24 protein-coding genes and 2 tRNA genes are annotated in these 24,680 nt (G+C 58.4%); 14 read left to right on the top strand and 12 right to left on the bottom strand.

The genetic code is table 11. The features are described from left to right. Nucleotides 1-7: 7 nt before the first annotated feature. The 4 genes from AC781_RS04240 to recN form a co-directional block, all read right to left on the bottom strand. Nucleotides 8-1,162 (bottom strand): UDP-galactopyranose/dTDP-fucopyranose mutase family protein, encoded by a 1,155-nt coding sequence (locus AC781_RS04240; RefSeq protein WP_067774008.1) that lies wholly within the window; start codon nt 1,160-1,162, stop codon nt 8-10. Further along, complete coding sequence (locus AC781_RS04235) at nt 1,159-2,370, bottom strand: glycosyltransferase family 4 protein (RefSeq protein WP_067774005.1); 1,212 nt, start codon at nt 2,368-2,370, stop codon at nt 1,159-1,161. The genes AC781_RS04240 and AC781_RS04235 overlap by 4 nt, the downstream gene beginning before the upstream one ends. A 93-nt stretch (nt 2,371-2,463) precedes the next feature. Beyond that, nucleotides 2,464-3,552: a DNA polymerase III subunit beta gene (gene dnaN / locus AC781_RS04230; RefSeq protein ID WP_067774002.1), complete on the bottom strand. Its 1,089-nt coding sequence runs from the start codon at nt 3,550-3,552 to the stop codon at nt 2,464-2,466. Between the two features lie 173 nt (nt 3,553-3,725). Next, nucleotides 3,726-5,375: a DNA repair protein RecN gene (gene recN / locus AC781_RS04225; RefSeq protein ID WP_067773999.1), complete on the bottom strand. Its 1,650-nt coding sequence runs from the start codon at nt 5,373-5,375 to the stop codon at nt 3,726-3,728. A 54-nt stretch (nt 5,376-5,429) separates the two neighbouring features. Here recN and AC781_RS04220 point away from each other — a divergent pair, with 54 nt between their 5' ends. Beyond that, complete coding sequence (locus tag AC781_RS04220; protein ID WP_083076548.1) at nt 5,430-6,224, top strand: MBL fold metallo-hydrolase; 795 nt, start codon at nt 5,430-5,432, stop codon at nt 6,222-6,224. 75 nt (nt 6,225-6,299) lie between these two features. Here AC781_RS04220 and AC781_RS04215 read toward each other — a convergent pair whose 3' ends face one another. Continuing rightward, nucleotides 6,300-6,569 (bottom strand): hypothetical protein, encoded by a 270-nt coding sequence (locus AC781_RS04215; protein ID WP_141675744.1) that lies wholly within the window; start codon nt 6,567-6,569, stop codon nt 6,300-6,302. A gap of 201 nt (nt 6,570-6,770) precedes the next feature. On the opposite strand from AC781_RS04215, the gene AC781_RS13965 reads away from it, so the two are divergent. From AC781_RS13965 to ribF, 4 genes are all read left to right on the top strand, one after another. Continuing rightward, on the top strand, nt 6,771-6,941 hold the full coding sequence (locus tag AC781_RS13965; RefSeq protein ID WP_156850329.1) for a hypothetical protein: 171 nt from the start codon (nt 6,771-6,773) through the stop codon (nt 6,939-6,941). A 75-nt stretch (nt 6,942-7,016) separates the two neighbouring features. After that, nucleotides 7,017-8,012 (top strand): DHH family phosphoesterase, encoded by a 996-nt coding sequence (locus tag AC781_RS04210; RefSeq protein WP_067773989.1) that lies wholly within the window; start codon nt 7,017-7,019, stop codon nt 8,010-8,012. A gap of 14 nt (nt 8,013-8,026) precedes the next feature. Continuing rightward, the gene (gene truB, locus AC781_RS04205) at nt 8,027-8,755 is read left to right on the top strand and encodes a tRNA pseudouridine(55) synthase TruB (protein WP_067773986.1); all 729 of its coding nucleotides are present in this window, start codon (nt 8,027-8,029) and stop codon (nt 8,753-8,755) included. A 1-nt stretch (nt 8,756) separates the two neighbouring features. Further along, complete coding sequence (gene ribF / locus AC781_RS04200; protein WP_067773983.1) at nt 8,757-9,692, top strand: riboflavin biosynthesis protein RibF; 936 nt, start codon at nt 8,757-8,759, stop codon at nt 9,690-9,692. Between the two features lie 21 nt (nt 9,693-9,713). On the opposite strand, the gene AC781_RS04195 is transcribed toward ribF, so the two are convergent. From AC781_RS04195 to AC781_RS04175, 5 genes are all read right to left on the bottom strand, one after another. Beyond that, complete coding sequence (locus AC781_RS04195; protein ID WP_067773980.1) at nt 9,714-9,920, bottom strand: hypothetical protein; 207 nt, start codon at nt 9,918-9,920, stop codon at nt 9,714-9,716. 68 nt (nt 9,921-9,988) lie between these two features. Next, nucleotides 9,989-10,942, bottom strand: a complete 954-nt coding sequence (locus tag AC781_RS04190) for a thioredoxin family protein (protein WP_067773977.1) — start codon at nt 10,940-10,942, stop codon at nt 9,989-9,991. A gap of 162 nt (nt 10,943-11,104) precedes the next feature. Next, nucleotides 11,105-12,064, bottom strand: coding sequence for a thioredoxin family protein (locus tag AC781_RS04185; RefSeq protein WP_067773974.1), 960 nt, complete (start codon nt 12,062-12,064; stop codon nt 11,105-11,107). A gap of 328 nt (nt 12,065-12,392) precedes the next feature. Further along, complete coding sequence (locus AC781_RS04180; RefSeq protein WP_067773971.1) at nt 12,393-13,334, bottom strand: thioredoxin family protein; 942 nt, start codon at nt 13,332-13,334, stop codon at nt 12,393-12,395. Between the two features lie 59 nt (nt 13,335-13,393). Next, entirely contained in the window at nt 13,394-14,422 is a 1,029-nt protein-coding gene (locus AC781_RS04175; RefSeq protein WP_071133307.1) for a DUF6268 family outer membrane beta-barrel protein, read from the bottom strand. Between the two features lie 155 nt (nt 14,423-14,577). Between AC781_RS04175 and AC781_RS04170 the strand changes: the two genes are divergently transcribed. From AC781_RS04170 to AC781_RS04140, 7 genes are all read left to right on the top strand, one after another. Next, nucleotides 14,578-14,653 (top strand) — tRNA-Phe (locus tag AC781_RS04170). Between the two features lie 26 nt (nt 14,654-14,679). Then, nucleotides 14,680-14,756, top strand: a tRNA-Pro gene (locus tag AC781_RS04165). A gap of 220 nt (nt 14,757-14,976) precedes the next feature. After that, nucleotides 14,977-15,882 carry a hypothetical protein gene (locus AC781_RS04160; RefSeq protein WP_141675743.1) on the top strand — a complete coding sequence of 302 codons (906 nt, stop codon included), beginning with the start codon at nt 14,977-14,979 and terminating at the stop codon, nt 15,880-15,882. 155 nt (nt 15,883-16,037) lie between these two features. Further along, complete coding sequence (locus tag AC781_RS04155; RefSeq protein WP_067773962.1) at nt 16,038-17,183, top strand: NHL repeat-containing protein; 1,146 nt, start codon at nt 16,038-16,040, stop codon at nt 17,181-17,183. A gap of 22 nt (nt 17,184-17,205) precedes the next feature. Next, nucleotides 17,206-18,069, top strand: a complete 864-nt coding sequence (locus AC781_RS04150; protein WP_067773958.1) for a PhnD/SsuA/transferrin family substrate-binding protein — start codon at nt 17,206-17,208, stop codon at nt 18,067-18,069. A gap of 36 nt (nt 18,070-18,105) precedes the next feature. Beyond that, nucleotides 18,106-18,678 (top strand): 4Fe-4S binding protein, encoded by a 573-nt coding sequence (locus AC781_RS04145; RefSeq protein WP_067773955.1) that lies wholly within the window; start codon nt 18,106-18,108, stop codon nt 18,676-18,678. 17 nt (nt 18,679-18,695) lie between these two features. Then, entirely contained in the window at nt 18,696-19,613 is a 918-nt protein-coding gene (locus AC781_RS04140) for a 4Fe-4S binding protein (protein ID WP_067773952.1), read from the top strand. A 45-nt stretch (nt 19,614-19,658) separates the two neighbouring features. Here the strand turns inward: AC781_RS04140 and AC781_RS04135 are convergent, their stop codons facing one another. Then, the gene (locus tag AC781_RS04135; protein WP_071133306.1) at nt 19,659-21,845 is read right to left on the bottom strand and encodes a family 20 glycosylhydrolase; all 2,187 of its coding nucleotides are present in this window, start codon (nt 21,843-21,845) and stop codon (nt 19,659-19,661) included. A gap of 262 nt (nt 21,846-22,107) precedes the next feature. Between AC781_RS04135 and AC781_RS04130 the strand changes: the two genes are divergently transcribed. Then, a complete protein-coding gene (locus AC781_RS04130; RefSeq protein ID WP_141675742.1) occupies nt 22,108-23,121 on the top strand; it encodes a hypothetical protein in 1,014 nt (337 codons plus the stop codon). A gap of 265 nt (nt 23,122-23,386) precedes the next feature. Next, entirely contained in the window at nt 23,387-24,409 is a 1,023-nt protein-coding gene (locus tag AC781_RS04125) for an ankyrin repeat domain-containing protein (RefSeq protein WP_218107252.1), read from the top strand. Nucleotides 24,410-24,468: 59 nt separating this feature from the next. Here AC781_RS04125 and AC781_RS13955 read toward each other — a convergent pair. Beyond that, nucleotides 24,469-24,680 (bottom strand): hypothetical protein (locus tag AC781_RS13955; protein ID WP_176712492.1); only part of this gene is annotated, 212 nt, incomplete at its 5' end.

Here is a 24,680-nt window from a genome sequence, read left to right as displayed (position 1 = left end):
GCGGGTGTCAGTTCAGCGGGGAGACGGCCATTTTGTTGAGGACGGGTTCTTTGCCCTGTTTCCAGTCCGCCCAGTGGTCGGCGTATTCGAGGGAGATGCGGATGACGTCGTGCATGTCGAGGTAGCGGTAGCAGCCGAGGCGGCCGATGAAGGAGGTGCGTTCGGTTTGTTCGACGAGGGGCATGTAACGGTCGAGGATGAGCATGTCTGCAGGCATGCGTTTGGGGTAGAAGCGGTTGTCTTGCCGTCTGGCTTCGCGGCTGTATTCGTGCAGCAGGATGCTTTTTTCGTGGGTTTCCCACGGGGAGAAGTATTTGTGTTCGTGGGCGCGGGTGTAGGGTACATCGCCGTCTGTGTAGTTCATGCAGCCGTTGCCCTGGAGGTCGCCTTCGCCCCGGGTGTAGGTGAAGTCGACGGTGCGGTAGCTGAGATCGCCTTCGCTGTAGCCGAAGTATTCGTCGAGGGGGCCGGAGTAGAAGGTGTGTTCGTGTTCGGCGTCCATGGCTTTGTCATAGGCGGTTCCGGTTTGGAGGTCGATGAGGTCGTGGTCGAGGAAGCGACGCACGAGTTCGGTGTATCCGGCCATGGGGAAGCCCTGGTATTTGGAGAAGTAGTAGTTGTCGTCGTAGTTGAAGCGGATGGGGATGCGTTTGACGATGTTGGCGGAGAGTTCGCGAGGGGAGACGCCCCATTGCTTGGTGGTGTAGCCTTTGAAGAAGGTTTCGTAGATGTCGCGGCCGACGAAGCGGAGGAGTTGTTCTTCGGCGTTTTGCGGGTCGGTGATGGTGGCGTCCTGCAGGGTTTGGATGTATGCCAGAGCTTCGGCGGGGTTCATTTGTTTGCCGAAGAGCTGGTTGATGGTGTGCAGGTTGATGGGCATGGAGAAGACGCCGCGGCTGTTGGTGGCCTTGACGCGGTTGACCCAGGGGCAGAAGGTGTCGAAGCGGTTGACGAATTCCCAGACGCGTTCGTTGCTGGTGTGGAAGATGTGGGGGCCGAAGCGGTGGACCATGACGCCCGTTTCTTCATCGCGGGAGGAGTGGCACATGCCTGCGACGTGGTCGCGCTGGTCGATGACGCGGGATGCGATGCCTTTTTCCGCCAGCGAGCGGGCGAGGACGCTGCCGGCGAGTCCGGCTCCGACGATGAGTACTTTTTTCATGGTTGCGAGGTTCGGTTCAGGATGCGGGTGTAATAGGTTTCGATTTGGTCGAGGCGGATGTCCCAGGTCATGTGGCGGCGCAGGAAGGCAGAGCGTTCCTTGTGCCATTCGGCGGTGCGTGCCGGAGAGTCGGCGGCACGTAGGAGGGCGGCGGCCATGTCCTGTTCCAGATGGCCGGAGCGGACGGGAATTTTGTCGGCAAATTCGGCGGGGAGCCATTGCTGGCTGGGGATGTCGTAGCAGACGACGGGGATGCCGAGGGCGACTGCTTCGAGGATGGCCATGCCGCCGCTGTCGCGGAAGCCTGCGGAGACGAAGGCGGCGGACTGTTGCATGATGCCGAGGAGTTCATGCCGGGGGATGAAGGGCATGAGGTCGACGGCTTCATCAGGTAGTCCCGCAGTGCGTGCTGCGGCGAGGAGGCCGGGTTTGTCCGGTTCTTTGACGCCTGCGATGCGTACGGGGATGCGGAGGCCCTGCTGCCAGAGGAGGGAGAGGGCGCGGAAGAGGAGGCAGGCGCCTTTTTCGGGGCGCGCACCGCCGTCGAAGGTGAAGTAGGGGGGCGTGTCCGGGAGCCGCTTCGGCTGTTCTACGATTTCATGCGCGTGGATGGCGATGGTGGGGCAGATTTCGACGTTGGGCATGAGGCCCCATGTGCGGAGTCGGCGGGCGGTGGGCTCGTTGGAGGCGAGGACGATGCCGTTGTTTTGCCCCCGGTATCTGCGCCAGCCGGAGGGGATGGCGTCCGCGCCGATGTAGCGGGCGATTTCTTTCAGGAGGGGTTTGCCTCGCAGTTCGCCGAGGAGGGGGAGGGGGACGGTTTCCGCCCCGCCGATGGGGCCGATGAGGTAGGGGAGGCCCGCTTCGTAGGCGAAGGTGATGCCACGGTACTGGTTGAAGGTGACGTGGTGAAGGATGTCGAACTGCCGCCGGGCGAGGAGTTCGCGCACTTTCGGGCGGATGAGGTTCTGCCACGCGTGGTAGGATTCGCGCAGGTGGAAGTTTTGCAGGCCGCACGACCATTCGAGGAGTTCGATGCCAAGCTGTTGCTCCCGGATGGCCTGTTTGTTGCTTTCTCCGAATTCCTCGGTGGTGAGGACGGCTACTTCGTGGCCGCGCCTGGCGAGGCCGGAGGCGACGTTCCAGCCGACGCCCGCTTCGCTGCCGCGTCCGGCTCCCATGGAGTAGGATGACAGGAGGATGCGCATTTCGGTGTCGGCGAGAGAGAGTCAGAATACGAAAAGGGCAGGGTGGTAAGCCCTGCCCGGCCGGTGGCACCGGGCGTTGTTCCCGGCGTTCGATCAGTTGTGCATCGGCATCAGGACGTAGAGGAATTCGTCCGCTACGCGGATGACGCCGGGGCTGGACTGGTCGATGAGGTCCAGAACGATGGTGTCTTCGCTGATGGCTTTCAACGGGGCGATGATGAAGTCGGCGTTGAAGGTGATGAGGAGGTCTTTGCCTTTGTAGTCGATGGGCATTTCTTCGCGGGCTTCGCCGAGTTCGGCGGCGGAGGAGAGGACTTCCATTTTGTCCGGGGAGAAGCTGAAGCGTACGGTGTTGGTCTTTTCCGAGGAGAGGAGGGAGACGCGGCGTACGATTTCGAGGATTTCTTCTGTCGGCAGTTCGATGCGTTCGCTGTAGTGCGAGGGGATGACCTGGCGGTAGTTCGGGTAGTTGCCGTCGATGATTTTGGTGACGAGGAGTGTGTCTCCCATTTCGAAGGCGGCTTGGTTGTGGGTGATGGAGACTTTGACGTCTCCGGCATCGCCGAGGAGGCGGTGAATTTCCTGCACGGCACGGCTGGGAAGGATGATGTCCACCTGCTGGGATTCGGGGAATTCGAGTTCGTTTTCGAAGAGGGCGAGGCGGCGGCCGTCGGTGGCGACGAGGGTGAGCTTGCCGTCACGGAAGCAGGTGTAGATGCCGTTCAGTACGAAGCGGGTGTTGTCCGAGGAGATGGCGAATTCCGTGCATTTGAAGCCTTTGGAGAGCATGGCCTGCGGGACTTTGAATTCGCGGGTTTCGCGGAATTCGGGCAGGGAGGGGAATTCCTCGGCATCAAGGCCGTTGAGTTTGAATTGGGCCCGGTTGCATTTGATGGTGGCGACGGTTTTGACGACGTCGATGGAGACTTCGCCGTCGCGCATTTCGCGGATGATGCTTTGGAGCTTTTTGGCAGGCAGGGTGATGGCGCCGGCGCGGTCGATGTTGGCCGGTACTTTGCCTACGATGGTGAGTTCCATGTTGGTGGCGGTCATGCGCAGTTCGCCATTGTCCGCTTCAATCAGGACGTTGGACAGGATGGGCATGGAGGGGCGGCTGGCGACCACGTTCACGACCTGGTTCAGCCCGTCGAGCAGGACTTGTTTGGCAATAGCGAATTTCATATTTGTCAATTCCGTTGTGGAGATTGTACACGAGCCGGTCGAAGACGGCAAGAGGAAAATGTGATGGTACCACATTTTTCACAGGTTTTCAAAAAACTATACCATATCTTGTGTTTGATGAAAAATAGGCTCTATCAGACACAAGCCGGAAACGCGCTTTGCGGAGGGTCTGTTCAGGCGAGCAGTTCGCGCGCGTGTGCGCGAGCGGTATTTCCGCCGCCGCCGAGCATGCGGACGAGTTCGTCGATGCGTTCTTCTTCCGCAACTTCCCGGAGGCTGGAGACGGTGCGGCCGGAGGAGACTTTTTTCTCGATGAGGTAATGGTGGGCGGCGAGGGCGGCGACCTGCGGGAAGTGGGTGATGGAGATGACCTGGTGGTCGCTGCCGAGCTGCCGCATTTTGAGGCCGACGGCGCGGGCGATTTCTCCGCCGACGTTGGCGTCGATTTCATCGAAGATGAGGAGGGGGGTGTCGTCCTGCCGGGCGAGGGCGCTTTTGAGGGCGAGCATGACGCGCGCCAGTTCGCCGGAGGAGGCGATGAGGCGGAGGGCTTTGAGGGGTTCGCCCGGGTTGGGGCCGAAGAGGAATTCCGTTTCTTCCGCGCCGTGCACTCCGGGTTCGTTCAGAGGGATGAGGGAGATGTCGAACCGTGCCTGTTTGAAGCCGAGTTCGCGGGCGTGGCGGACGATGTCTTTGGCGAGGCGCGGAGCCGCTTCGCGGCGGGTGGCGGTGAGTTTGCCTGCGGCAGAGGCGAGTTTTTCGCGGCAGAGCTGTTCCTGCCGCCGGAGTTCTTCGAGGCGTTCGTCCCGGTTGTCGATTTCGTCGAGCCGTGCGCGGCAGGTTTGGAGGTGGGCTTCGATGGCGGAGTAGTCGCTGCCGTATTTGCGTTTGAGGGTGTCGAGTTTGTTGATGCGTTCGGAGAGGTTCGCCATGGTTTCGGGGTCGAGGTCGAGCCGTTCGGTGTAGTCGCGGAGGCTGTTCGTACATTCTTCGAGTTCGGCGGCGATGCCTTCGAGAGGGGAGGTCCATGCATCGGCGGAGGGGTCGAGGCGGACGAGGTCGCGAGCGTGCCGTATGAGCTGGCGGAGCTGGGGGATGAGGGAGTTGTCGTCCCCTTCGAGGAGGCGGGCCATGGGGATGGCGGTATCGTGCAGGCGGGCGGCGTTATGGGTGCGCTGCCAGCGGGCTTCGAGTTCGGTTGCTTCGTTTTCCGAGAGTCCGGCTTCTTCGATTTCCTCGATTTGGTGGCGCAGGTAGTCGAGTTCGCGTTCGTTGGTGCGTTCGGCTTCTTCGAGGGTGCGGACGGCGCGGCGGGCTTCGGACCATGCGAGCCATGCCGAGCGGTATGTTTCGCGGGCTGCGTGGTTTTCGGCGTAGGCATCGAGGAGGCTGAGCTGGCGTTCCTGCGAGGTGAGGGAGCGGTGGTCGTCCGGGTGGTGCATGTCTACGAGGCCCATGCCGATTTCCCGGAGGAGTTTGAGGGTGGCGGGGCAGGCGTTGATGTACTGGCGGTTGCCTGTGGCAGTCATGATGCGGCGGATGACGAGGGTGCCGTCTTCGCAGGTGTTGATGCCGCTTTCTTCGAGCTGGCGGTCGATGCGCGCCGTGTCCCCGAGTTGGAAGACGGCTTCGATGGAGCATTGTTCTTCGCCGCTGCGGATCATGCTTTTGTCACCCCTTTCGCCGAGGGCGAGGGAGATTCCGCCCATGATGACGGATTTTCCGGCGCCGGTTTCGCCCGTGATGCTGAGGTAGCCGTGGTGCGGTTCCCAGAGGAGTTCGTCGACGAGGGCGAGGTTGTGGATTTTGAGTAAGGTCAGCATTGAGGCTTCTCGTGTTGGCCTGTTTATGCCATAATTCCGGGCGTAACGCAATTCATGTCTTCTCCGCTGTCTCTTCTTTTTCTGGGTACGGGTACGTCGACGGGAGTGCCCGTGATCGGCTGTTCCTGCCCCGTATGCCGTTCGGGCGATTCCCGCAATGCGCGTCTGCGTTCATCGGTGCTGCTGCGTACGGAGAGGACGACGCTGCTGGTGGATTCCTGCCCCGATTTGCGGCAGCAGGCCCTTCGGTACGGGTTGACGGCGGTGGATGCGGTGGTGTATACGCATGCTCATTTGGACCATGTGACGGGGTTCGACGATTTGCGCGCGTTTTGCTGGAAGCACGATGTGTCGTGGAGGCTGCCGTTTTACGCGGGGCCGGAGACGATGGAGTCTCTGGAGCGTATGTTTCCGTGGGCTTTCAACGAGTCGAGGGCGTTCAAGGGGTATATCCGGCCTGAGCCGCATGTGCATGGCGGGCTGCCGTTCTGCGTGGGGGATGTTGCCGCCGTGCCTTTCCGCGTGGAGCATGCGGATGCCGAGACGTTCGGCTATGTGTTCGAGCATGGTGGCGTGAGGATCGGCTATGCCTGCGATGTGAAGTCGATTCCTCCGGATTCGAAGGAGATGCTGCGCGATCTGGATGTGTTGGTTCTGGACGGTTTGCGGTTTGCGGAGCATCCGACCCATTCTTCAGTGGGAGAGTCGCTGGAGCTGATGCGCGAGCTGGAGCCGAAGCTGGGAGTGCTGACGCATATGGGGCACGATGTGGATTATGCGGAGACGAGCGCGCGCCTGCCGGGAGGAGTGGTGCTGGCCTACGACGGTATGATGCTGGATGTGGAGTAACAGGCCTTTGCCCGGGTACGAAAAACGGCGCGGATGTTCTCCGCGCCGTTCATGGTATGGGGTATCCGGGATTGCTTATTCGGCAGCCGGTGCAGGAGCAGCGGGCGCTGCGGGCTCGGCCGGAGCGACCTTATCGCAGGAACCGCAGCATTTCTTGCCTTTCTTTCCCTTTTTCTTGTCGGCTTTCTTGTCGCACTTGCAGTCTTTGCCGTCCTTGGCGCATTTGCAGGCTTCACCGCATTTGCAGGCGGGTTTGGCATCGGCAGCGGCCGGGGCGGCGTCCTGGGCAAAAGCTCCGAAGGAACACATGCAGGCCATGGCGATCACGGAAGATACGATTTTCATGATATTCAGATAATGGATGTTTGTTGTTTGTGTGGGATACCGAGATGCGGTATCTTTGAATTTGAGACGCAGCAGTGTCGATTTGCGTTGCATTTTTTTATGTCTTTTTTCCATTTTTTCATGTGGATGGGAAAATGTGATTGACGGGGAGGCGTTCTTTTGGTTGAATGGTTTCCGAACTCAATTTTGCAAGATTTTCCCATGAAAACCATCGCTCTCACCATGTTTGCCCTCGCTGCGGCTTCCGTCATCAGCTCCTGCTGCTGTCAGTCCCAGCCGATGCCGCCTCTCAAGCCGATGCCGCACTTCACCGATATCGGCGACAATCCGGGAGACGCTCCCGTGATTCTCGAGACGAAGGGCAAGAAGTAATCGGCCATCGTTGATTCGATCCTGTTCAGGAGCCGTGCTTCTCTCGTTGGTGAAGCGCGGCTCCTTATTTTTGATATGATGATAGATATTCCCGAAGCTCTGGTTTCCGTCGCCGATGTGATTCGTTCGCATGAGCGGTTCGTGGTGATTGCCCATTTCCGGCCGGACGGCGATGCGATCGGTTCGACGATCGCTCTCGGCCATGCCTTGCAGGCCATGGGTAAGCAAGTGCGTATGCTGAATGAGGATCCTGTGCCGGAGAGGTATGCCTTTCTGCAGGGGAGCGATGAGATCGGGCGTACTCCGCGGGGCCCGGTGGATGCGGAGGTGGTGATTTCCGTGGACAACGGGGCATGGAAGCGCTTGGGCGACCGCAGTGTCGTGTCGCTGGCAAATGCTCCGCTGGTGGTGAATATCGACCACCACGGGAGCAATGAGTGCTTCGGCGCGGTGAATTGCGTGCTGCCGGACGAGGCGGCGACGGGCTGTATTCTGTACAAGCTGATTCGCCTTCTGGAGGTGCCGATTACTCCGGTGATCGCCAATGCGCTGTATGCGGCGATCAGTACGGATACGGGGTCGTTCCAGTACGAGAAGACGACTCCGGAGGTGATGCGGATGGCAGGCGATCTGTTGTCGAAGGGTGTGAATGTGATGGAGATGAACCGCATGTTGTATCAGGAGGTTTCATGGAAAAGCCTGATGGTGACTCGCGAGGTGCTGAACGGCATGGTGCTAGAGGAGGATGGTCGTTTGTGCTGGTTTTCTCTCGATTTGGAGACGAAGGGGCGGCTCAATGCATCGCCGGACGATGTGGCCGATCTGGTGGATTCGATCCGCGTGATCCGCGGGGTGAAGGTGGCTGCGATTTTCGAGGAGATGGAGCCGGGGGTGATCCGGGTGTCCATGCGGTCGAAGGATGCGCGTGTGAATGTGGCGAAGATTGCCGAGGAGTTCCACGGCGGCGGCCATGCTTTGGCAGCCGGTATCCGTATTCGCCGGCCGTTGGCCGAGGCGAGGGAATGCGTCTTGCAGGCGATTCGTGTTGCGTGCCGCAAGGCTTTGGGGTAAGCTGCTGCCGTTCTATGAAGGTACAGGATTCTTCCATCAGCGGGGTGTTGTTGATCGACAAGGCGCAGGATATGACGTCGCACGATGTGGTGGCGATCGCCCGGCGTGCGCTCAATACGAAAAAGATCGGGCATTGCGGTACGCTGGATCCGATGGCGACGGGGCTGCTGATGCTGGTGGTCGGCAAGGCGACGAAGCTTCAGGATCTGCTGATGTGCGAGGATAAGGTGTACGAGGCGACGATGCTGCTCGGTGTGGAGACGGATAGTCAGGATGCCGAGGGCGATGTGGTTGCGACGCGGCCGACGGACGGCGTGACGCCGGAGGCGGTGCGCGAGGCGTTCACGCGGTTCGCGGGAGCGTTCGAGCAAGTTCCGCCGATGGTTTCCGCGATTAAGAAGAATGGCGTGCCGCTGTACAAGCTGGCGCGCAAGGGGCAGGTGGTGGAGCGCGAGCCGCGTCCGGTGAAGGTGCTGGATTACGAGGTGCGCCGCGTGGAGCTGCCCGAGGTGGATTTTACGGTGCATTGTTCGAAGGGTTTTTACGTGCGTACTTATGCGCATGATATCGGTCAGGTGTTGGGTTGCGGTGCGCATTTGACGGCTTTGCGCCGGGTGCGGTCGGGTCATTTTTCTGTGGATGGAGCCATGCCTGTGGAGTTTTTGAAGTCCGCGCCGCGCGAGGAGGTGGTGAAGGGGCTGTTGTCGATCGAACAGATTGCCGCGATGCGAGGCGTTCTTTGAGATGAAGATTCTGCATTCGTTCGAGGAGTTGCGGGAGATCCGGGAACCCGTTTACTGGGCGATGGGTTTTTTCGACGGCGTGCATCGCGGTCATGAGAGTGTGATTCTCGCAGCCCGCAGGTTTCCCGAGGCGCTGTGCGGGGTGTTGACGTTCGAGGAGCATCCGGCGGCGGTGCTGCGGCCGGATAAGGCTCCGCCGCTGATTGTGGCGGATGCTGAGCAGAAGGCGCGGCTGATTGAGCGGTTGAAGCCGGATGTGCTGTTGGTGTTGCCGTTTACACCGGAGTTTGCAGCTCTTCCGGCCGAGGAGTTTTTAAGGCGTTTGTCGCTGGCGTGCCCGATTGCGGGTATTTCCGTGGGCGAGAATTGGCAGTTCGGTGCGGGGCGCACGGGCAATATCGATTTTCTCCGGGAACAGGGGAAGAGGATGGGGTTCGGCGTTTCGTTCGCCTCGATGGTGCCTTCGGGCATCGGAGATCGGCCGATCAGCAGTACACTGATTCGCGAGGTGCTGGCGGAGGGCGATATGGAGCAGGCAAGGTTTTTGCTGGGGCATCCCTATGCGATTGAGGGCAAGGTGGTGCATGGGCGCCAGATTGGGCGCACATGGGGGTTCCCGACGGCGAATATCAAGGTGCGCAATGGGGCCTTGCCTCCGTTCGGTGTGTTTTGCATCCGTACTGAGGTGGATGGAAGGGTGTTCGACGGGGTGGCCAATCTGGGCCGGAGGCCGACGATGGCGGAGGAGCATCCTCCGCTTTTGCTGGAGTGCCATTTGTTCGGCGATGCAGGGGATTTGTACGGGAAGCGTCTCTCGGTTGACCTGCTGCATTTTTTGCGCGGTGAACGTAAGTTCGAGAGTTTCGATGCTCTGAAGGCGCAGATCGGCCGCGATTGCGAGGCTGCCAAGGCGTTTTTCGCCCGGATGGGGGCGTGAGCTGCTGCGCTGCCGGGGCTTTTATATGCCGCTACCCGGTGCGTGCCGGTTTTGTTGTCCCTGCATGTGTTCTTTGTGTCTGAGGATGTCCGGTTTCCATTGGGCGTACCATGCCGAATGTTCGGGAGACAGGGTAGAGAGTGCTTCGAGGAGGGCGATCGCGGCGTTCTGCTGTTCCGGAGTACGGGTTTGCATGGGGAGTTTGGCCGCCGGCAGGGGAATCCGCATGGCGGGTGGGGTGAAAAAGCGCATGCAGGCAGTGCCCGCATGCGCTGGTTTTAAGGGTGTGCAAGCCGTTATTGCTGGGGTGTGCCCGGCTGGCTCGTGTTGCGTTTGATGATGGCGTCTTTGTTTTTGGAGAGGGTTTCCTTGAATTTGGCGATGTCCTGTGCGTGTTCGGTGTCGATTTTGGCGATTTCATCGAGGAACGCAAGTGCTTTGTTGAAGTCGTCGTCGTTTTTGGATGCCGTGAGGAGTGCCTTCAGTTTGGCCTGAAGGAGGTTCAGTTGGATTTCCTTGGGCAGGTCTTTTTGTGCAAGGAATGTTTCCGTGGCGGCGATGGCTTCCTGCGGGGTTTTGCATGCTGCCAATGTCTGCTGGATTTTGTCGGACAGAGCTTTGTCGGCAGCGGCTTTCTTTTCGGAAGCGACGATGCCGGAGATGTCGTTTTTGTCAAGGTCCATGATTTGCTTCAGCAGGGCGGCATGGCTGCTGCGGTATTCTTCCGGAATGGACTGGTAGACTTTGGCCAGAGCCAGGATTTTGTCGTCTCCCGTCAGTTTTTCTGCGGCGGCAAGGTTGCCCTTGACCGTTTTCATGGTTTGGAGCGCTTCGTCGAGCGGCTGCTGGACAGCGGCGAGATCCGGACGTCCTCCGACAAATCCACCGTAGGCATTACCTTGCGGATCCATGACAAGGATGGTCGGGAAGCCGTCGATATTGTACTGTTTCGCCCATGCGTCATTTTTCTGTTTTTCTTCCGGGGTCTGGGGTTTCGAGTTGGGGAAGTCGAGTTCGACGAGGACGAAGTTTTTGGTGGCGTATTCGTTGAAGGCGGGCGTCATGAGGACGTTTTTACGAAGAGCCTTGCAGGGAGGGCACCAGTCGGAGCCGGTGAATTCGACGAGGACGGCCTTGTTTTCGGCTGCTGCCTGTTTTTTACCGGTATCGAGGTCGGTGAGCCAGCCTTCCGCGGCGAAGGCCGGAGTGATGCATGCTGCGATTGCGAGTACAGGGATGTATGATGTCATAGTTCCTGAATCTTGGGCGATGCATCGGATGATGTCAACGTTATTTTCGGGCATTCATTCTTTTGGTAGAGAGCGGTTTGTTGAACGGTGCCGTTCTTTTTCATGAAAAAACCGCATGCACGAAGGGTGCATGCGGTGCAGGGGAAGAGGAGAGATGAAGGTTCAGTTGGCCTTCGGCTGGGCGGCTTTGCGGGTTTTGTTGCTTTCCAGCAGTTCGTCTTTGTTGTCCTGAATGTTTTTCTTCAGTTGCTGAAGCTGCGCTGACAATTCGGGGCGAACTTTGAGAATGTCGTTGATGACGCCGAGGGCACGGTCGATTTCCTCTTCGTTGGAAGCCTCCTGCAGCATGAGCTGAAGTTTGAGCTGCAGCAGGGCCAGGCGGCCTTCCTGCGGGAGTTTGGGTTCGGCGAGGATGGCATCGATTTTCGGCAGGGTTTCCGCAGCTGGTTTTTCGGGGTCGATTTCGTTCTGAATGCGCTGTTTGAGGGCTTTCAGTTCGTTTTCCCTGTTTGTTTTGGAGACGAGGCCTGTGATGTCCTTTTTGTCGAGCTCGGTGATGTTTTTCAGGAGGGCGGTGTGCGAATCGCGGTATTCTTCCGGTACGGCGTTGTAGATTTGCTGAAGAATGAGGATTTTGTCGTCACCGGAGAGCTTGTTGGCGATGGCGACGGCCGCCTTGGAGTTTTTCATGTTCCGGAAGGCTTCGTCGAGCGGGGCCTTGACGGCGGCGAAGTCGGGCAGGCCGCCCGAGAATCCGCCGTAGGCTGCGCCGTCGGAGTCCAGTACGATGACGGTCGGGAAGCTGTCGACATTGTACTCTTGGCTCCATGCCTGGTTTTTCTTGGCCTGTGCCTCAGGGAGTTTTGTTTTGCGCGGGAAGTCGATGTTGACCAGTACGAATTTGTCTGCTGCGTATTTGAGGAATTCGGGCTTGGTCATGATTTTCTTGCGAAGGTTCCGGCTGTAGGAGCACCAGTCGGAGCCGGAGAATTCGACAAGAACGGCTTTGTTCTCGGCAGTGGCCTTTTTCTTGGCTTCGTCGAGGTCGGTGAGCCAGACGTCGGCCGCAAAGGCCGGAGCGATGCAGGCTGCCAGGGCAATCAGGGTTGTGTATTGTGTCATAGAAACAGTAATTTGTGTTATTCCGGACGATCTGTCAATTGTTTTGTGGGTAAAAATGCCGTTTTTGATGGACAGTATGTCTTTCCGGGGAGGGTTTCGTTGTGGGTGCGAAAAAACGCGTGCGGTTGCGAACCCTCACGCGTTGGTGCAGGAGAATGCCGTGGTAGCCCGATTTCCTGTTTTCAGACCGGGGATGGGTGTGGCAGTTCCGGTGTCTGGTTTTGCGATGAGGCCGATTGTTTTGGCGAAGGCTTTTTCATCCTTGGCGGTGTTGTGAAGGTTCCCGGATGGCATGGATCCGAGCAGGCCATTCAGCGGAAGATGGCTTTTATTGAGGTTTTTGCTGTTTGATTCTCCGGAGTATTCCGGCTTTGTCTTTCTGCATAGCTTCTTTCATGCGAAGGATGTTTTGTGCATGTTTGGGGTCGCTTTTGGCCATGTCGTCGGCGATGGAGAGGGCGTTGTCGATGTCCTGTTCAGTTTGGGCCAGTGCAAGGGCCGCATGGAATTTTCTTTCGAAGAGGAGCGCATGGAGTTCCGGCGGCATGTTCGGCTGAGCGAGGTATCCGTCGATTTTTTTGATGAGGGCGGCCGGTTCCTTGGTGGACATGAGGTCGGCCTGTATTTTGTTGCTGAGGGCGGCTTGTTCCTTTTGCCTGTGTTCTGCGGCGACAAGGCCCGAGATGTCGTTTTTGTCCAGTTCGAGCAGGCGGTTGAACAGGGGTTTGTAATTGTGGCGGTTATTTTCGGGGACGGCGGTGTAGAGTTTGGCCAGAGCTTGGATGCGGGCATTGCCCGTCAGTTTTTCTGCGGCAGCAAGGGAGGTGTGGAATTCGCGGTTTTGTCTGAATGCGGTTTCCAGGGTGTTTTTCATGGCTTCGTTGTTGGGGCTGCCGCCGAGACGGGCAGTGATGTTGCCCGAAGGATCCATGATGAAGATGCAGGGGACGCTTCTCTGATTGTACGAGTTGTAGATTTCGCGGTTTTTTTTGTAAAGCTCTGGTCGGTCTTTTTTATATCGTGCCAAGTCGATTTCGACGAGGACGTAGTTTTTGCCGGCGTAGGTTTCGAATTCTTTGGTTCCGGTTACGTTTTTGCGCAGTTTCATACAGGGCTGGCACCAGTCCGAGCCGGTGAATTCGATGAGTACGGCTTTGTTTTCCGCCGCAGCCTGTTTTTTTCCTGCATCAATGTCGGTGAGCCATGCGTCGGCCGCGAGAGCGGGAGCAATGCATGCGACCAAGGAGGCGGGTATGAATGGATGAGTCATGCCAAGCAGTCTGATGGTTGCCCGACCGCTTGTCAATGTCGCATTTGTCCGGCGATATGTTAAAATTGCACGTCGATCCCGACGCGGAGGTAGAGGCCTTCGCCGTATTTGTATTTTTCGAGGGTGTGCTTGTTGTCCTTGGTTTTGAAGCGGGCTTCATTGCCGAAGGTGAAGCCGAGGTCCGTCGTCAGGAGGACTTTGGTTTCGTGGTTGGGAGTCAGGTCGATGCTGCTTCCCATGCCGAGGGAGTAGGAGGTCCAGCGGAGGCGCTGGGTGCTGCGGTGGCGGTTTACGGTCCATGTTTTGCCGCCCCATTGCAGGAACGGCCCCCAGTGGAAGCGGCTGCTGGCGGTGTTGGTGACGGAGAAGCGCGCGTCCGAGAGGGAGACTTCCCATGCGGGTGTTGCCTGCCAGTTGAAGCGGAAGAAGGGTACGACGAATCGGTCGACATATTGCGGGATGTAGGCAAGGCCGGCAGCGAAGGAGAAGCTGTCGTTGACTCTGGTGGCGTAGGCAGCATATCCGCTGATGTAGACGTCGCGGAAGGTCCATACGTCGAAGTCCGTCGAGATTTCCGGGGCAACGCCGATGATGAGTTGTCCGGAGCCGCCGATCTGGCGTGCTGCGGAGAAGTTGGCCAGGATGGTGTAGAGTTCCGATTCGTCGAGTACTTGGTCACCTTTGCTGTTGAGCCATGTGAGGCGTACGGCGGCCTTGGCGTCGAAGCGCCAGCTTCCGAAGCCCGTCTGGGTGGGATCGACGAAGGGCAGGGTGATGACGGCGTTGGTGACGGAGAGGTGTCCGTTGCCGTCTTTCAGGTTCATGGAACCAAGGTATTCGAAATAGAATTTATTGGGGATGAGGTAGGGTTTGGCCGCCGACGTGGATTTGCCCGAGAATGTGTTCGGATCGCTGGGCGGCTGCATGTAGCTGGTATCGATTGAGCTGTCGATACCGGAATAGGGTGCGTACATGGTGCCGTCGTCTGCGTAGTCGCTGTAATAGGAGTCGTCCGGACGGGTCGTTTCAGCCATGGCCTGAAGCGGGATCGACACGAAGGCGATTGCGAGGAGGAAAGTGGACTTCATGCGTTTCCAGTATGGCATGGAGTGGGTTCGGGACGAAGTTCAAAGTACGTCACGGTAAAAAAATCGCATTTTTTCCATTTTTGGCTTGCCTTCGCGTATGGGCCTATGTAGAATCCCCCCGCACAAAGCTTCCATGGCTATTGGGAGTTTGATGTGGCTCGGTAGCTCAGTTGGTAGAGCAGCGGATTGAAAATCCGCGTGTCGGCGGTTCGAACCCGTCCCGAGCCACCATTTTTTTATACCGATCAGGTCTTTTGCGGGATGTAGCTCAGCCTGGTAGAGCGCCTGCTTTGGGAGCAGGATGTCGCAGGTTCGAATCCTGTCGTCCCGACCATTTCCGTGTGCCTGCCGATGTGTTGTTTGGTGCTTGACGGGGGCGGTGTGTTGCTATATATGAAGGTGATATGCTGCTGTTTCTTTTGTTGTCTGCTGGGGTGTGGTCGATGCAGCCCCGTTTGTTGGAGTTGTCTGAATATGTTAGTCACTCTTGTCCGGTACAGGTGTGTGAGGTGCGAGAGAGTGTAGAGGTGGCAGGTACGCGGTTATGGAAAGGTGTGTTCAGAATTGGCGCTCCGAAGGGTTTTTGGCTGCCGGAGACTTCTTTCCTCGTGTGGGATGGAGGAAGCGAGTGCTGGAATAGTCCGTCGATCGTCCGATTGCAACCGGAGTGGCTGATCCGGGATGCTGAGGGCTATGTCGTATCGGAGAAGGCGTTTGCCGATCGTGGCGGTCATGTTCTTTTGGGGCATCGGTTGAAAAGCGTTATTGATTCCGAAGAGAATGTGTATGCTGATTGGACTCGGAAGCGGGTGCCTGCCTCGGGAGTCGCTGTGCCCGAGCTTGTGATCGAAGGTGAGGTGTCGGCTCCGGCCGGGATGTGGAAAAGCGGGAAGTTGCAGGGTGAGGTTCGGCTGTGGGTGGCGCCTCAGGTTTTTCTTTCATGTGAGATTATGCCGGAATGGGGGCATGATTTTTCGGTTCCGGAGGGTAAGAATGGCGGGCTGCCGATGTGCGAGAGGTTTGTTTTCGCGAATGAGGAGGAGTTTCAGGCGTGGGCGGGGAGTTGGATCGGTGATCCGGTTGCATCCGGAGATTGGCAGAGTTGTTTCGAGCCGGGAGGCGAGGATGGAGGTTTTTTTCTTACGGCGAGTTTTCTTCCCGATTATGTGCTGAAGGATGGCGATGCGTTTTTTTCGGTGACGTTTACGCATCAGGCTGCCGACAAAGCAAGGGTTGTCCGGAATGTACGTTTGGTCGATGCGGAGTCGGGCAGGGAGGCCGCGCTGTTGATGGGCTATGAGTTGATGGAGTCCTCCAAGGCGGGTACGTGGTCGGAGTGTTATTATTACGTGATGCCAGAGAGGGCTGAAGGGCCGCGTGTCGTTTGGGAGGAGCAGCAGGCGTTCCGGGTTTCGGTGCCAGTGGTGTTGGATGCCGATGTGCCGTGGCGGCGGAAGTGAGCGAGCGGTGTGTGGTGTTGTCACAGATTCGATCATCTATTTTCGTCTGTCCGCTTTTTTTGCTTGTCCGGTCATGGCTGTTCGTGTTAATTGATAGTTACGCTTTTGCCGTTTGCAAGGCTGTTTTTAACCCAAACCCTGATTATTATTGTTTTATGAAGATGTTTATTTCTTTGGTCGGAGTGTCTGTTCTGGCGTGGGCTTCCATGGCTGATGCACGTTCGTGGACGAATAAGGATGGCCGTGCGCTTGAGGCGGATTTCGTGTCTGCAACGGACGAGGCTGTGACGGTGCGTCTGGCCAATGGCCGAGAGTTCAATCTGTCTCTTGATTCGTTGTCGCAGGCGGATAGGGATTTTGTGGCTCAGGAGGTAGCGAAGGCGAAGGCTGCGGCTCCCGTGGTGCGTGCTTCCGATGCGAAGTTCAGCGGCGCTCCGGTGAAGGGGCATGTGGTGCCGAAGGCTGCGACGGATGTGGAGAAGTACGCGCTTGTGCGTTCTCTGGGGGACGGTACGTTCAAGTCGCATATCGGCGGCGTGTGTGTGGATGCGAAGGATCGTGTGTTTGCCGCCGGCGATAAGCTGGTGGTGGTGTTCGACGGCGAGGGGAAGGAGTCTGCCCGGTTCAATGTCGAGTTTAATGCCGGAGCTGTGGCGCCCGGCGCGAATGATACGGTGTGGGTGGCGAATTCTTCGTATTCCGAGCCGCCTTCCGTGGTGCAGTACGATATGCAGGGGAAGAAGCTCGGTTCTCTTGAGCTTGAGTCGAAGAAGGCTCCGGTGACGGGGTTGGCTACGTTCGGTGACGAGGTGTTTGTCGGGACGTCGGGTTCCGGGAGTATCGGCCGTTATAAGGAGGGGAAACTGGTGAATGTGATCGGCCGTGCGCCGGGTGCGCGTCGCGGGCTTTCGACGTGCTGCGGTATTCTCGATTTCTGCGTGGATGAGCAGGGTTATGTGTCGGTGGCGGAGCTGGGCGGGCATCGTGTGAGCGTGTTCGACCGCGACGGTAACCGTATCGGTACCTGGGGCAAGGAGGGGCGCAGTGCGGAGCAGTTTACGGGTTGCTGCAATCCGGTGTCGATCGCTTCGCTGGGTAAGGGCCGTTTCGTGACTTCCGAGAAGGATGTGCCGCGTGTGAAGATTTATACGGGCGACGAGAAGGTGCTGGAGATGTGCGTGGATGTGAACGATATTGCGAAGGGATGCGGGCAGCTGGATGTGGCGGTCGATTCCAAGGGGAATATTTATGCCGCGCATGAAGGGAAGAAGTGTGTGATCGTGCTGGGGCCGTCGAAGTGAGCGTTTAACCTGTTTTGTGTCGATGAATGTGAAAGGTTTTGTCCGCAAGTGCGGAGAGGCGGTTCTGTGCGCAGCTGCCGTCGGCGTGTCGCTGGCGGCGGATGGCGTGCTGAAGGTGGGGGTTAGCGATCCGCTGGCGAAGAATTGCGCATGCAGTTGCGTAGGCGATGCCGCCAAGCGTGAATATGAGGGCTGGAAGGCGAAGGTGGAGAAGGATTGCGGGGTGAAGCTGGAGTTGGTTTATTTCATGGAGGATGCCGAGTTGGCGGATGCCTTGAAGAAGGCGGATTTCGATATGGTGGTTGCAAAGGCGACGGTGCTGGATGGCGCTTCCCGCGCTGCCGGGAAGGAGTTTGTGCGGTTGGCCGATTTGCAGATGCCTGCCGGGCAGGAGGAGGGGCTTTGGGGCGAGTTCGTAGTGTTGAAGGATAGTCCGGTGAAGTCGGTGGCGGATTTGAAGGGGAAGCGGGTGGTGTTCGGGCCTCTTTTGGCCGTGGAGAAGGATGCTGCTCCGAAGGCGGCTCTGGCCAAGGCCGGGATCGCCGAGGGGGATGTGGTTCCGTCTGAACAGCATTCCTGCAAGAGCGCGATTGTGGAGTTGCTGGAAGGGCGTGCGGATGCCGCCGTGATCAGCAGCTATGCGGCCCAGTACGGGTGCATGGTGGTGGTGGCTGCTCCGGGCGATGTGCGTGCGGTAGGCAGGACTGGCGTTTTCCCGTTTATTACTTTTGCGGCTTCCGGAAAGCTGGATGCGCCTTTGCGCGAGAAGTTGGCGAAGTCCATGCTTGAGATGAAGGGTTCACATGTGCCTGCCGATATGATGAGCAAGGGGGTTGTGGCTCCCGAGGCTTTGCCGGGTGCGGCCGGGAGGGAGCCGGGGCGCTGAGTTTATCGGGGTTCCGTTATTCCAGAGGTTTTCGTTATGGATGAGCAGTTGAAGCGGAGGAGGTTTCTCGGTATGGCGGCCCGTGCTGCGGGTGCGGCTGTGCTGGGAGGGGTGACGTGGCGTTTGCTGGAGCAGTCGCGCACGCGGGAGGGCAAGTGGGTGATCGATAATGATGCCTGCAGTGCGTGCGGCCATTGCGAGACTCATTGCGTGCATGAGAAGTCCGCCGTGGTGTGCCGCAATCGGTATGAAGATTGCGGCATGTGCAAGTATTGCTACGGGTATGAGGTTCGCGATGACGATCCGTTCAGCCCGGTCAATACGGGGGATAATAATCTGGTGTGCAAGACGGGCGCTTTGCAGCGGCGGACGGTGCATGTGTTCGATGAGTCCCTTGGCGTGGATGAGTACCGGTACGAGTATGCCGTGAATGAGGAGTTGTGTACGGGCTGCGGCGCTTGTGTGAAGCGGTGCCGGGAGCATGGGAACAATACGTTGTATCTGGTTGTCCGGGATGATCGGTGTGCCGGGTGCAATGAGTGTTCGATCGCCCGTTCCTGCAAGGGCAGGAGTGCCGATGGCGGGAAGGCGATGGTTTGGAGAGTTTGATTCTGGAGATGTGAGTTATGGCAGTTGAGGAGTTGGTGATCAAGGATATTGGGGAGTATGCCTATCCGGTGTATCCCGAGTCGTCGGGTATGCCTGATTGGATGGCATGGGCGGATGTTTCGCTGTTTGTCCTGCTGTTGCTTGTGTCGGCATGGCTGGTTTGGCGGCCAGCAGGGCGCGGACGGTGGCTGTGGGCGGTGCAGCTCGCGGCGGTCGGCTGGTTCGGCTTTTTCCGTATGGGGTGTCTTTGCCCTGTGGGAAGCGTAGGGAATGTGGCTGTTTCTCTGTTCCATCCGGCTGTTTTGCTGAGTGTGCTGGCGGTGGTGTGGTTTGTGCTGCCGCTGGTGGCGGCTTTTGTGATGGGTCGCGTGTTCTGCGCCGGGTTGTGTCCGCTGGGAGCGGTTCAGGATGCCGCGGGCTGGAATGCGCGGCGTGTGCGGTCGCGTGTCGGTCCCCGGTTGGAGAAGGCTTTTTCGATGGGTACGTGGCTGGTGCTGCTGTATGTGCTTTGGTGTGCGTTCGATTCGCAGTCTTTGCCGGTTTGCCGTTATGATCCGTTTGTGGCGTTTTTCCGTATGGCGGCATCGCCGGTGATGTGGGTGGTTTCTGGCTGTTTTCTGGTATTTTGCCTGGTGGTGAGCCGTCCGTTTTGCCGATGGCTTTGCCCGTATGGGGCTTTGCTGGGGCTGGCTTCGCGTTTTGCGTGGCGCAAGAGGGTGATCGATCCGGGTACCTGCCTGCAGTGCCGCAAGTGCGAGAAGTGCTGCCCTATGAATTGCATCGACCGGGGGCGTATCGATGTGTCGCGTTGCGTGCTGTGCGGGCGTTGCGTGCGCGGTTGCAGCAGGGGTTCCGTGGCGGATACGGCCGATGCCGATGCAGTGCTGGCCCATGAGCCGAGGGTGCGCGGGAAGAAATCGCGTGAGCGCGGTTGACGGAGAGGCGGATGCCTCTCCCGGCCGGGAGGGGGGGGGTGCCTGTCAGCGGGCGGATGAAGTTTGCGTTTGTTGAGGAGGTGCGGCGCTGTAGCGAAGGCCGGGTACTTCGGTGTAGTGGATGCCGTCCCACAGGACGGGCATGCAGCAGTACATCCATTTGCGTTCTCCGTTGTCGCCTTTCCAGTGTCCGAAGACGCTGCGAATGAGGATGGTGTTCCAGCCCTGTTTCAGATGAATGGGTACGGGAGGGCGGAAGAAGTAGCCTTCCTGTGTGAGAGGGGCTTCTTCGATGCGGCCTTTGCCCCAGCCGGTCCACGGCAGGCTTTGGAAGGGCCAGCGGGGCGGGGCGATGCGTTGGCCGTTGAGCCAGATGTCGCCGCCGCTGAAGTCCCAGCTTCCCTGTTCCGGTGCGCGCGAGGTGCGGTATCCGCCGGTGTGGCCCCACATGCCGTTGAGTCCGAACATGAGGTGGACGTTCTGAGCCTTGGGGCTGTAGATGTGCGTTTGCGCGTAGCATGTGCCCGGTTCTTTGCCGACGTCTTTCGACATGAGCGTGGGCCAGTGGTCGAGGCGGTAGCGGTGGTTGTGCATGTTGAACATGGCGTAGAGGTGGCGGATGTGGATGGCTCCGCCGATGGCGGGCTGTTGTTTCCATCGCAGAGTGCGGTTGCCCTGTACGTATTCGTCCTTGACGGTTTGTTCGGGTTCGAAGGAGGTGTCGTTGCGGCCTTTGTGGTCAAAGGGGCCGATGAGTCTCCATTCCATGTCGGCTTGTTTGACGTAGGCGAAGGGTTGCCCGGCGAAGGCGCGGTCGCGGTGGATGATGAGGCGGTTTTCGAAGTCGGAGAATGTTTTCCATTCAGGGGTGCCTTTCTGAGGCAGGTTGGCCATGAGGTCGCGCCGTTTGGCATCACTGCCTTTCCAGATGCGTTCGGCAAAGGTGAGGGCACAGGGGTAGAAGGGGTATTGTTCGATGATGCGGTTGTCGCCGCTCAAGGCTGCGTCGCACCAGACTGCCATGATGGAGCCGAGAGCCCGGCTGTTGCCTTTCGGGACACCGCACGGCTGCTGGAACCAGATCTGGTAGACGCCGGACTGGCTGTCCATCCAGTCGAGGTAGAATCCGTTGCTGTCGATGTATCGGCCTGAGGCGGGAAGATCGGCTCCGGCTTCGTTTTCACCCCAGCACATGGAGACGGTTTCCGAATCCGCCGGATGGCCGGGGTACCAGACGATTGGGGTTTTTCCATGGTTCCGGACGGTTTTGACGGCTTCGGGGATGAATTCCTGCATGGTGACGCGTACTTCGTCGGAGCCTATGTGGAACCATGGGGCGGGGAAGAGAGGCGCGGTTTCGTCGATGATGTCTTTGACGATGGAGAGTCCGCGCTCGCTCTGCATGGGGGTTCCCATGGCTTTGGTGAAGGTTTTGCTGTGGCCGGGCATGTCGATTTCCGGGATGATTTGGACGTTGAGCCGGGCGCAGTAGTCGACGAGGTCGCGCAGTTCGTCCCTGGTGTAGTGTTGCCCGGGCCGCCGGGTGGGCCAGTGGTTTTTGGCGTCGGTGAGTTGCGGGTATTTGTCGATTTGGATGCGCCAGGCCGGGTCGTCCGTGAGGTGGAGGTGCAGGGTGTTGATTTTGTAGCGTGAGAGGTTGCGAACGAGTGTTTTGATGAAGTCCGGCGAGAGGTAGTAGCGGCCTACATCGAGCATGAAGCCCCGGAGGCCGAAGGCTGGCGAGTCTTCGATGCGGCAGCACGGGATTACGGCTGCGCCGTGATGAGGGAGAATGAGTTGCCGAAGTGTCTGAAGGGCGTTGAAGTGTCCGGCGAAGCCGGAGGAGGAGATTTCGACTCGGTGGTCCGGTGTGACGGTGAGGGTGTAGCTTTCCTGCGGGATTTTCGATGCCGGAGCCGTGCGCAGTACGATCGTGAGTGTTTGAGGCGATGGGCGGGCGGTTGTGAGGGTGAGTCCTGTGGTGGAAGCGATGTCTTTGAATTCTGCGGCAAGGTCGTCCGCGCGTTCCCCGCTGGCAAGCTGGCCGGTTTCAAAGAGCAGGGTGGAAAATGTGCAGGTGTTTGGTTGCCATTCGACGTGGGAGGGGTAGGGCAGGAGGGCTATTTTTCCCGCAGTTGCGGGGATTCCGGTTGGTGTGATGGGTGTGGCGTTTTGCGGTTCGGCAGCCGCCATGTGCGCGGCGAGCGATAGGAGGATAAGAAAGCGGTTCATTTGGCCTGTTTTTACGGTACGTGTTTCTATTTTATACGTTATGGGAGGGATGTTTCTTTCGCGAGGCGTGTTGCGTATTTCAGGAAGAAGAAGCCGAATGCGCGTGTGCTTTTTTTATCTTGCTGTGTGTGATGGTTTATCCTAGATTAAGGGCGCATCGTTTTTGTTCGATGCAGTATGCATGGATTGGCCGTGTTTCAACCATACTCCCCCCTCCCTAAAGATGATGAGTGTTCGTTTTTTGAAAGCTATGCTGTCGTGTGTGTGTCTTGCCTTGATCGGCAGTTCGGCTGCCGTGTGCGTGCATGGTGATGCCCGCGTTGCGGTTCGGCAAGGACAGGCGGAGTTTGTTCCGGTTGCGAAGTTTCAGGAAAGGGAGCGCGACCGAAGTCTGTGGGAGGAGATGTTGGCGATGGAGCGCCGTCTTCAAAGGTTTCGTGAGGAGGGTGATGTGGAGGAGTTCGGGAGGTGTGCGGAGGAGTGGCGGGAGTTTTGGGAGAGGTATCGGGTGGAAGGTGTGATGGCAGAGTTCGAGCGAAAGCTGGAATGGTCCGAGGCATCGGGCGGTAAGGAGGGATGGGAGCGAGATGTTTATGCCGCGATGCGCGGGCGTGTGGGCGAGGTAGAGCGTTGCTGGCTGGTTTACCGGGATGCCGAGCTGGCTATGTTTCGTTTTTTTCTGGGGCCCGATTCTCCGGAGAGTCGCGCTCGCACGGTTGCCCGAAAGGGGATGCTGACGATGCAGTTTGCCAAGTGTTGGTACCAGTTGGCGCGGCATAGTGCGTGGTGTGTCGGAGAGTTGCCTGTGTTGCCCGATTATTGGGAGGAGGCGGATCCGTTGATGCGTCGCATGAAGGTGGTGAAGGATGGCGGGTGTTTGCCGGAGCAGAGGGTGGCATCGGCTCTGGTGTCTGAGTTTTGGCGTGTGAAGATGGATTTTTATGTTCGCATGGTTGAGGAAGCCCAGCAGTTTCGCGTGTTCGATGTTGTGGAAGGGAGCCAATTTTCCAAGGAGGATGCCGTTCGGTTGAATCAGTTGTTTGCCGTGTCGCAGAGGGCTTGGGAGGATTATTTGCTGGCTGTGCAGGAGGCGGTTGAGCCGATCGGATATTTTTCCGGCTCGGCTACCGGGATGGCGGTGGATGCTGTGACGAGCTGGATGATTCAGCAGCGGGCGCGTACGATTCTTTTGTATTTGGGGGCAGTGGAAGAGGAGGAGGCTGGCGATGCGGATTTTTTGTCCGGTGGCTGGGGTGAGGTGGTTCCTGTCGAATAATTGCGTTTTGTCATTTTTGCCTTGACGGTTGTTATCGGTTGAGGCAATGTAAATGGGCATTCGCGTGGTTGATTCCGGTTTTGCCGATGAAGCTGCTGCGGTTGTCCCCTCCCCCTCCAATCCTATGAATATCGCTTTGTTGAAGACAGGTGTATTGTGCGTTTTGCTTGCTGTGACAGGTTTTGTGTCTGCTGCTGAAGGTGATTTTCGCGTTCTTTTCGCAAGAAATCAAGAGAAAGACCGGACGGCAGAAGACCAGTTCAAGTTGGCCGAGTGTTATGCCAATGGCGACGGTGTCGCCAAAAATCTGACCAAGGCCAAGCTTTGGTATGCCAATGCCGGGGCGAACGGGTATGTTCCTGCATGGAAGAGGCTGGGCGCGTTGACGGTGAAGAAGGTGCAGTTGAAGCCGACGGTGCAGGCCAAGCAAGTGTCTCCCGAGGTGGCACAGGCGAAAGGGTTGGAATTGGTGCGTTTTTTGCGTCAATCCTATGGACGGGGAGGTCGTCTGGATGGCACTCATGCCAAGGTTGATATGAAGGAGGTGGTGCGGTTGGTGCAGGAAGGAGCATATATGAATGCTGTGACTCCGCAGAAAGAGCTGTATGAATCCGCCCTCGGAATCGCTTTGGAGCAAAATGATCTCAAGATGTGTGATTTTCTCCTGGCGCATGGAGCCGATCCTAACGGCAATTGGCGGAATTATATGAAGAATATCCGGATGTATTTTCCGCATGGTACCGAGGCGGAGAGGAAGGCTGTACGAGATTCTGCGCCTCGAGGTGCGGTTGTGGATATGGGGGTTTCCGATAAGAAGAGGATTGCAATGGCAAGCAAGAAGCTGAAGTTTTTGGTGGATCGCGGTGCCGATCCGATGATGCGCTGTACGACAGGGCGGACGATGTTGCACTGGTTTGCGATTTCCGGTTCGCCTGAAGCGATCTCTGCGTTGATCAAATGCGGGGTGCCGGTGGATCAGCCGAACGATCCGGACGAGGTTTCGACCGGAAAGAAGGAGGATCGGGATGAGGCCAGGAGGACGGCATTGTATGCGGCGATCGAGTACCGCAATGTGGGTGCGACGCAGGAGTTGATTCGGAATAAGGCGAATGTGAATTATGTGGATGCGCAGGGGGTGACTCCGCTGGATTATGCCTACGAGGTGCAGAAGTCGACGCTTGATCCTAAGATATTTTTCCCTGCGAGGGAGGATCAGGTGCGCAGGATTACGGCTGTGATCGAGCTGCTCCAGAAGGCAGGGGCGAAGCGCGGCAAGAAGTCGCCCTGATTCAATTTTCGGTGGATGTTGTTGCTTCACCCGTGGGCGGTTCGCCGTCCACGGGCTTTCTATTGGGCGGTGGGGCGGTAGGCTGCGCCGGTGAGGTGGGCGCGGGCTTCGCCGAGGAGGAAGAAGGAGCCGCAGATGAGGATGGGGCCGTAGCCTTCGGCAAGGCGTTGTTCGGCGAGCCGGAGGGCTTCGGGGAGTGTGGCGGCGAGGGTGCAGGGCGCCGGGCTGGCGGCCGCGATGAGGGTTTGCGCATCGGCGGGAGGGAGGATGC

The organism is Neoakkermansia glycaniphila (assembly GCF_001683795.1).
In the GTDB taxonomy this organism is placed as follows: Bacteria; Verrucomicrobiota; Verrucomicrobiia; order Verrucomicrobiales; family Akkermansiaceae; genus Akkermansia; species Akkermansia glycaniphila.
This window is presented reverse-complemented; position numbering and strand designations above follow the sequence as displayed.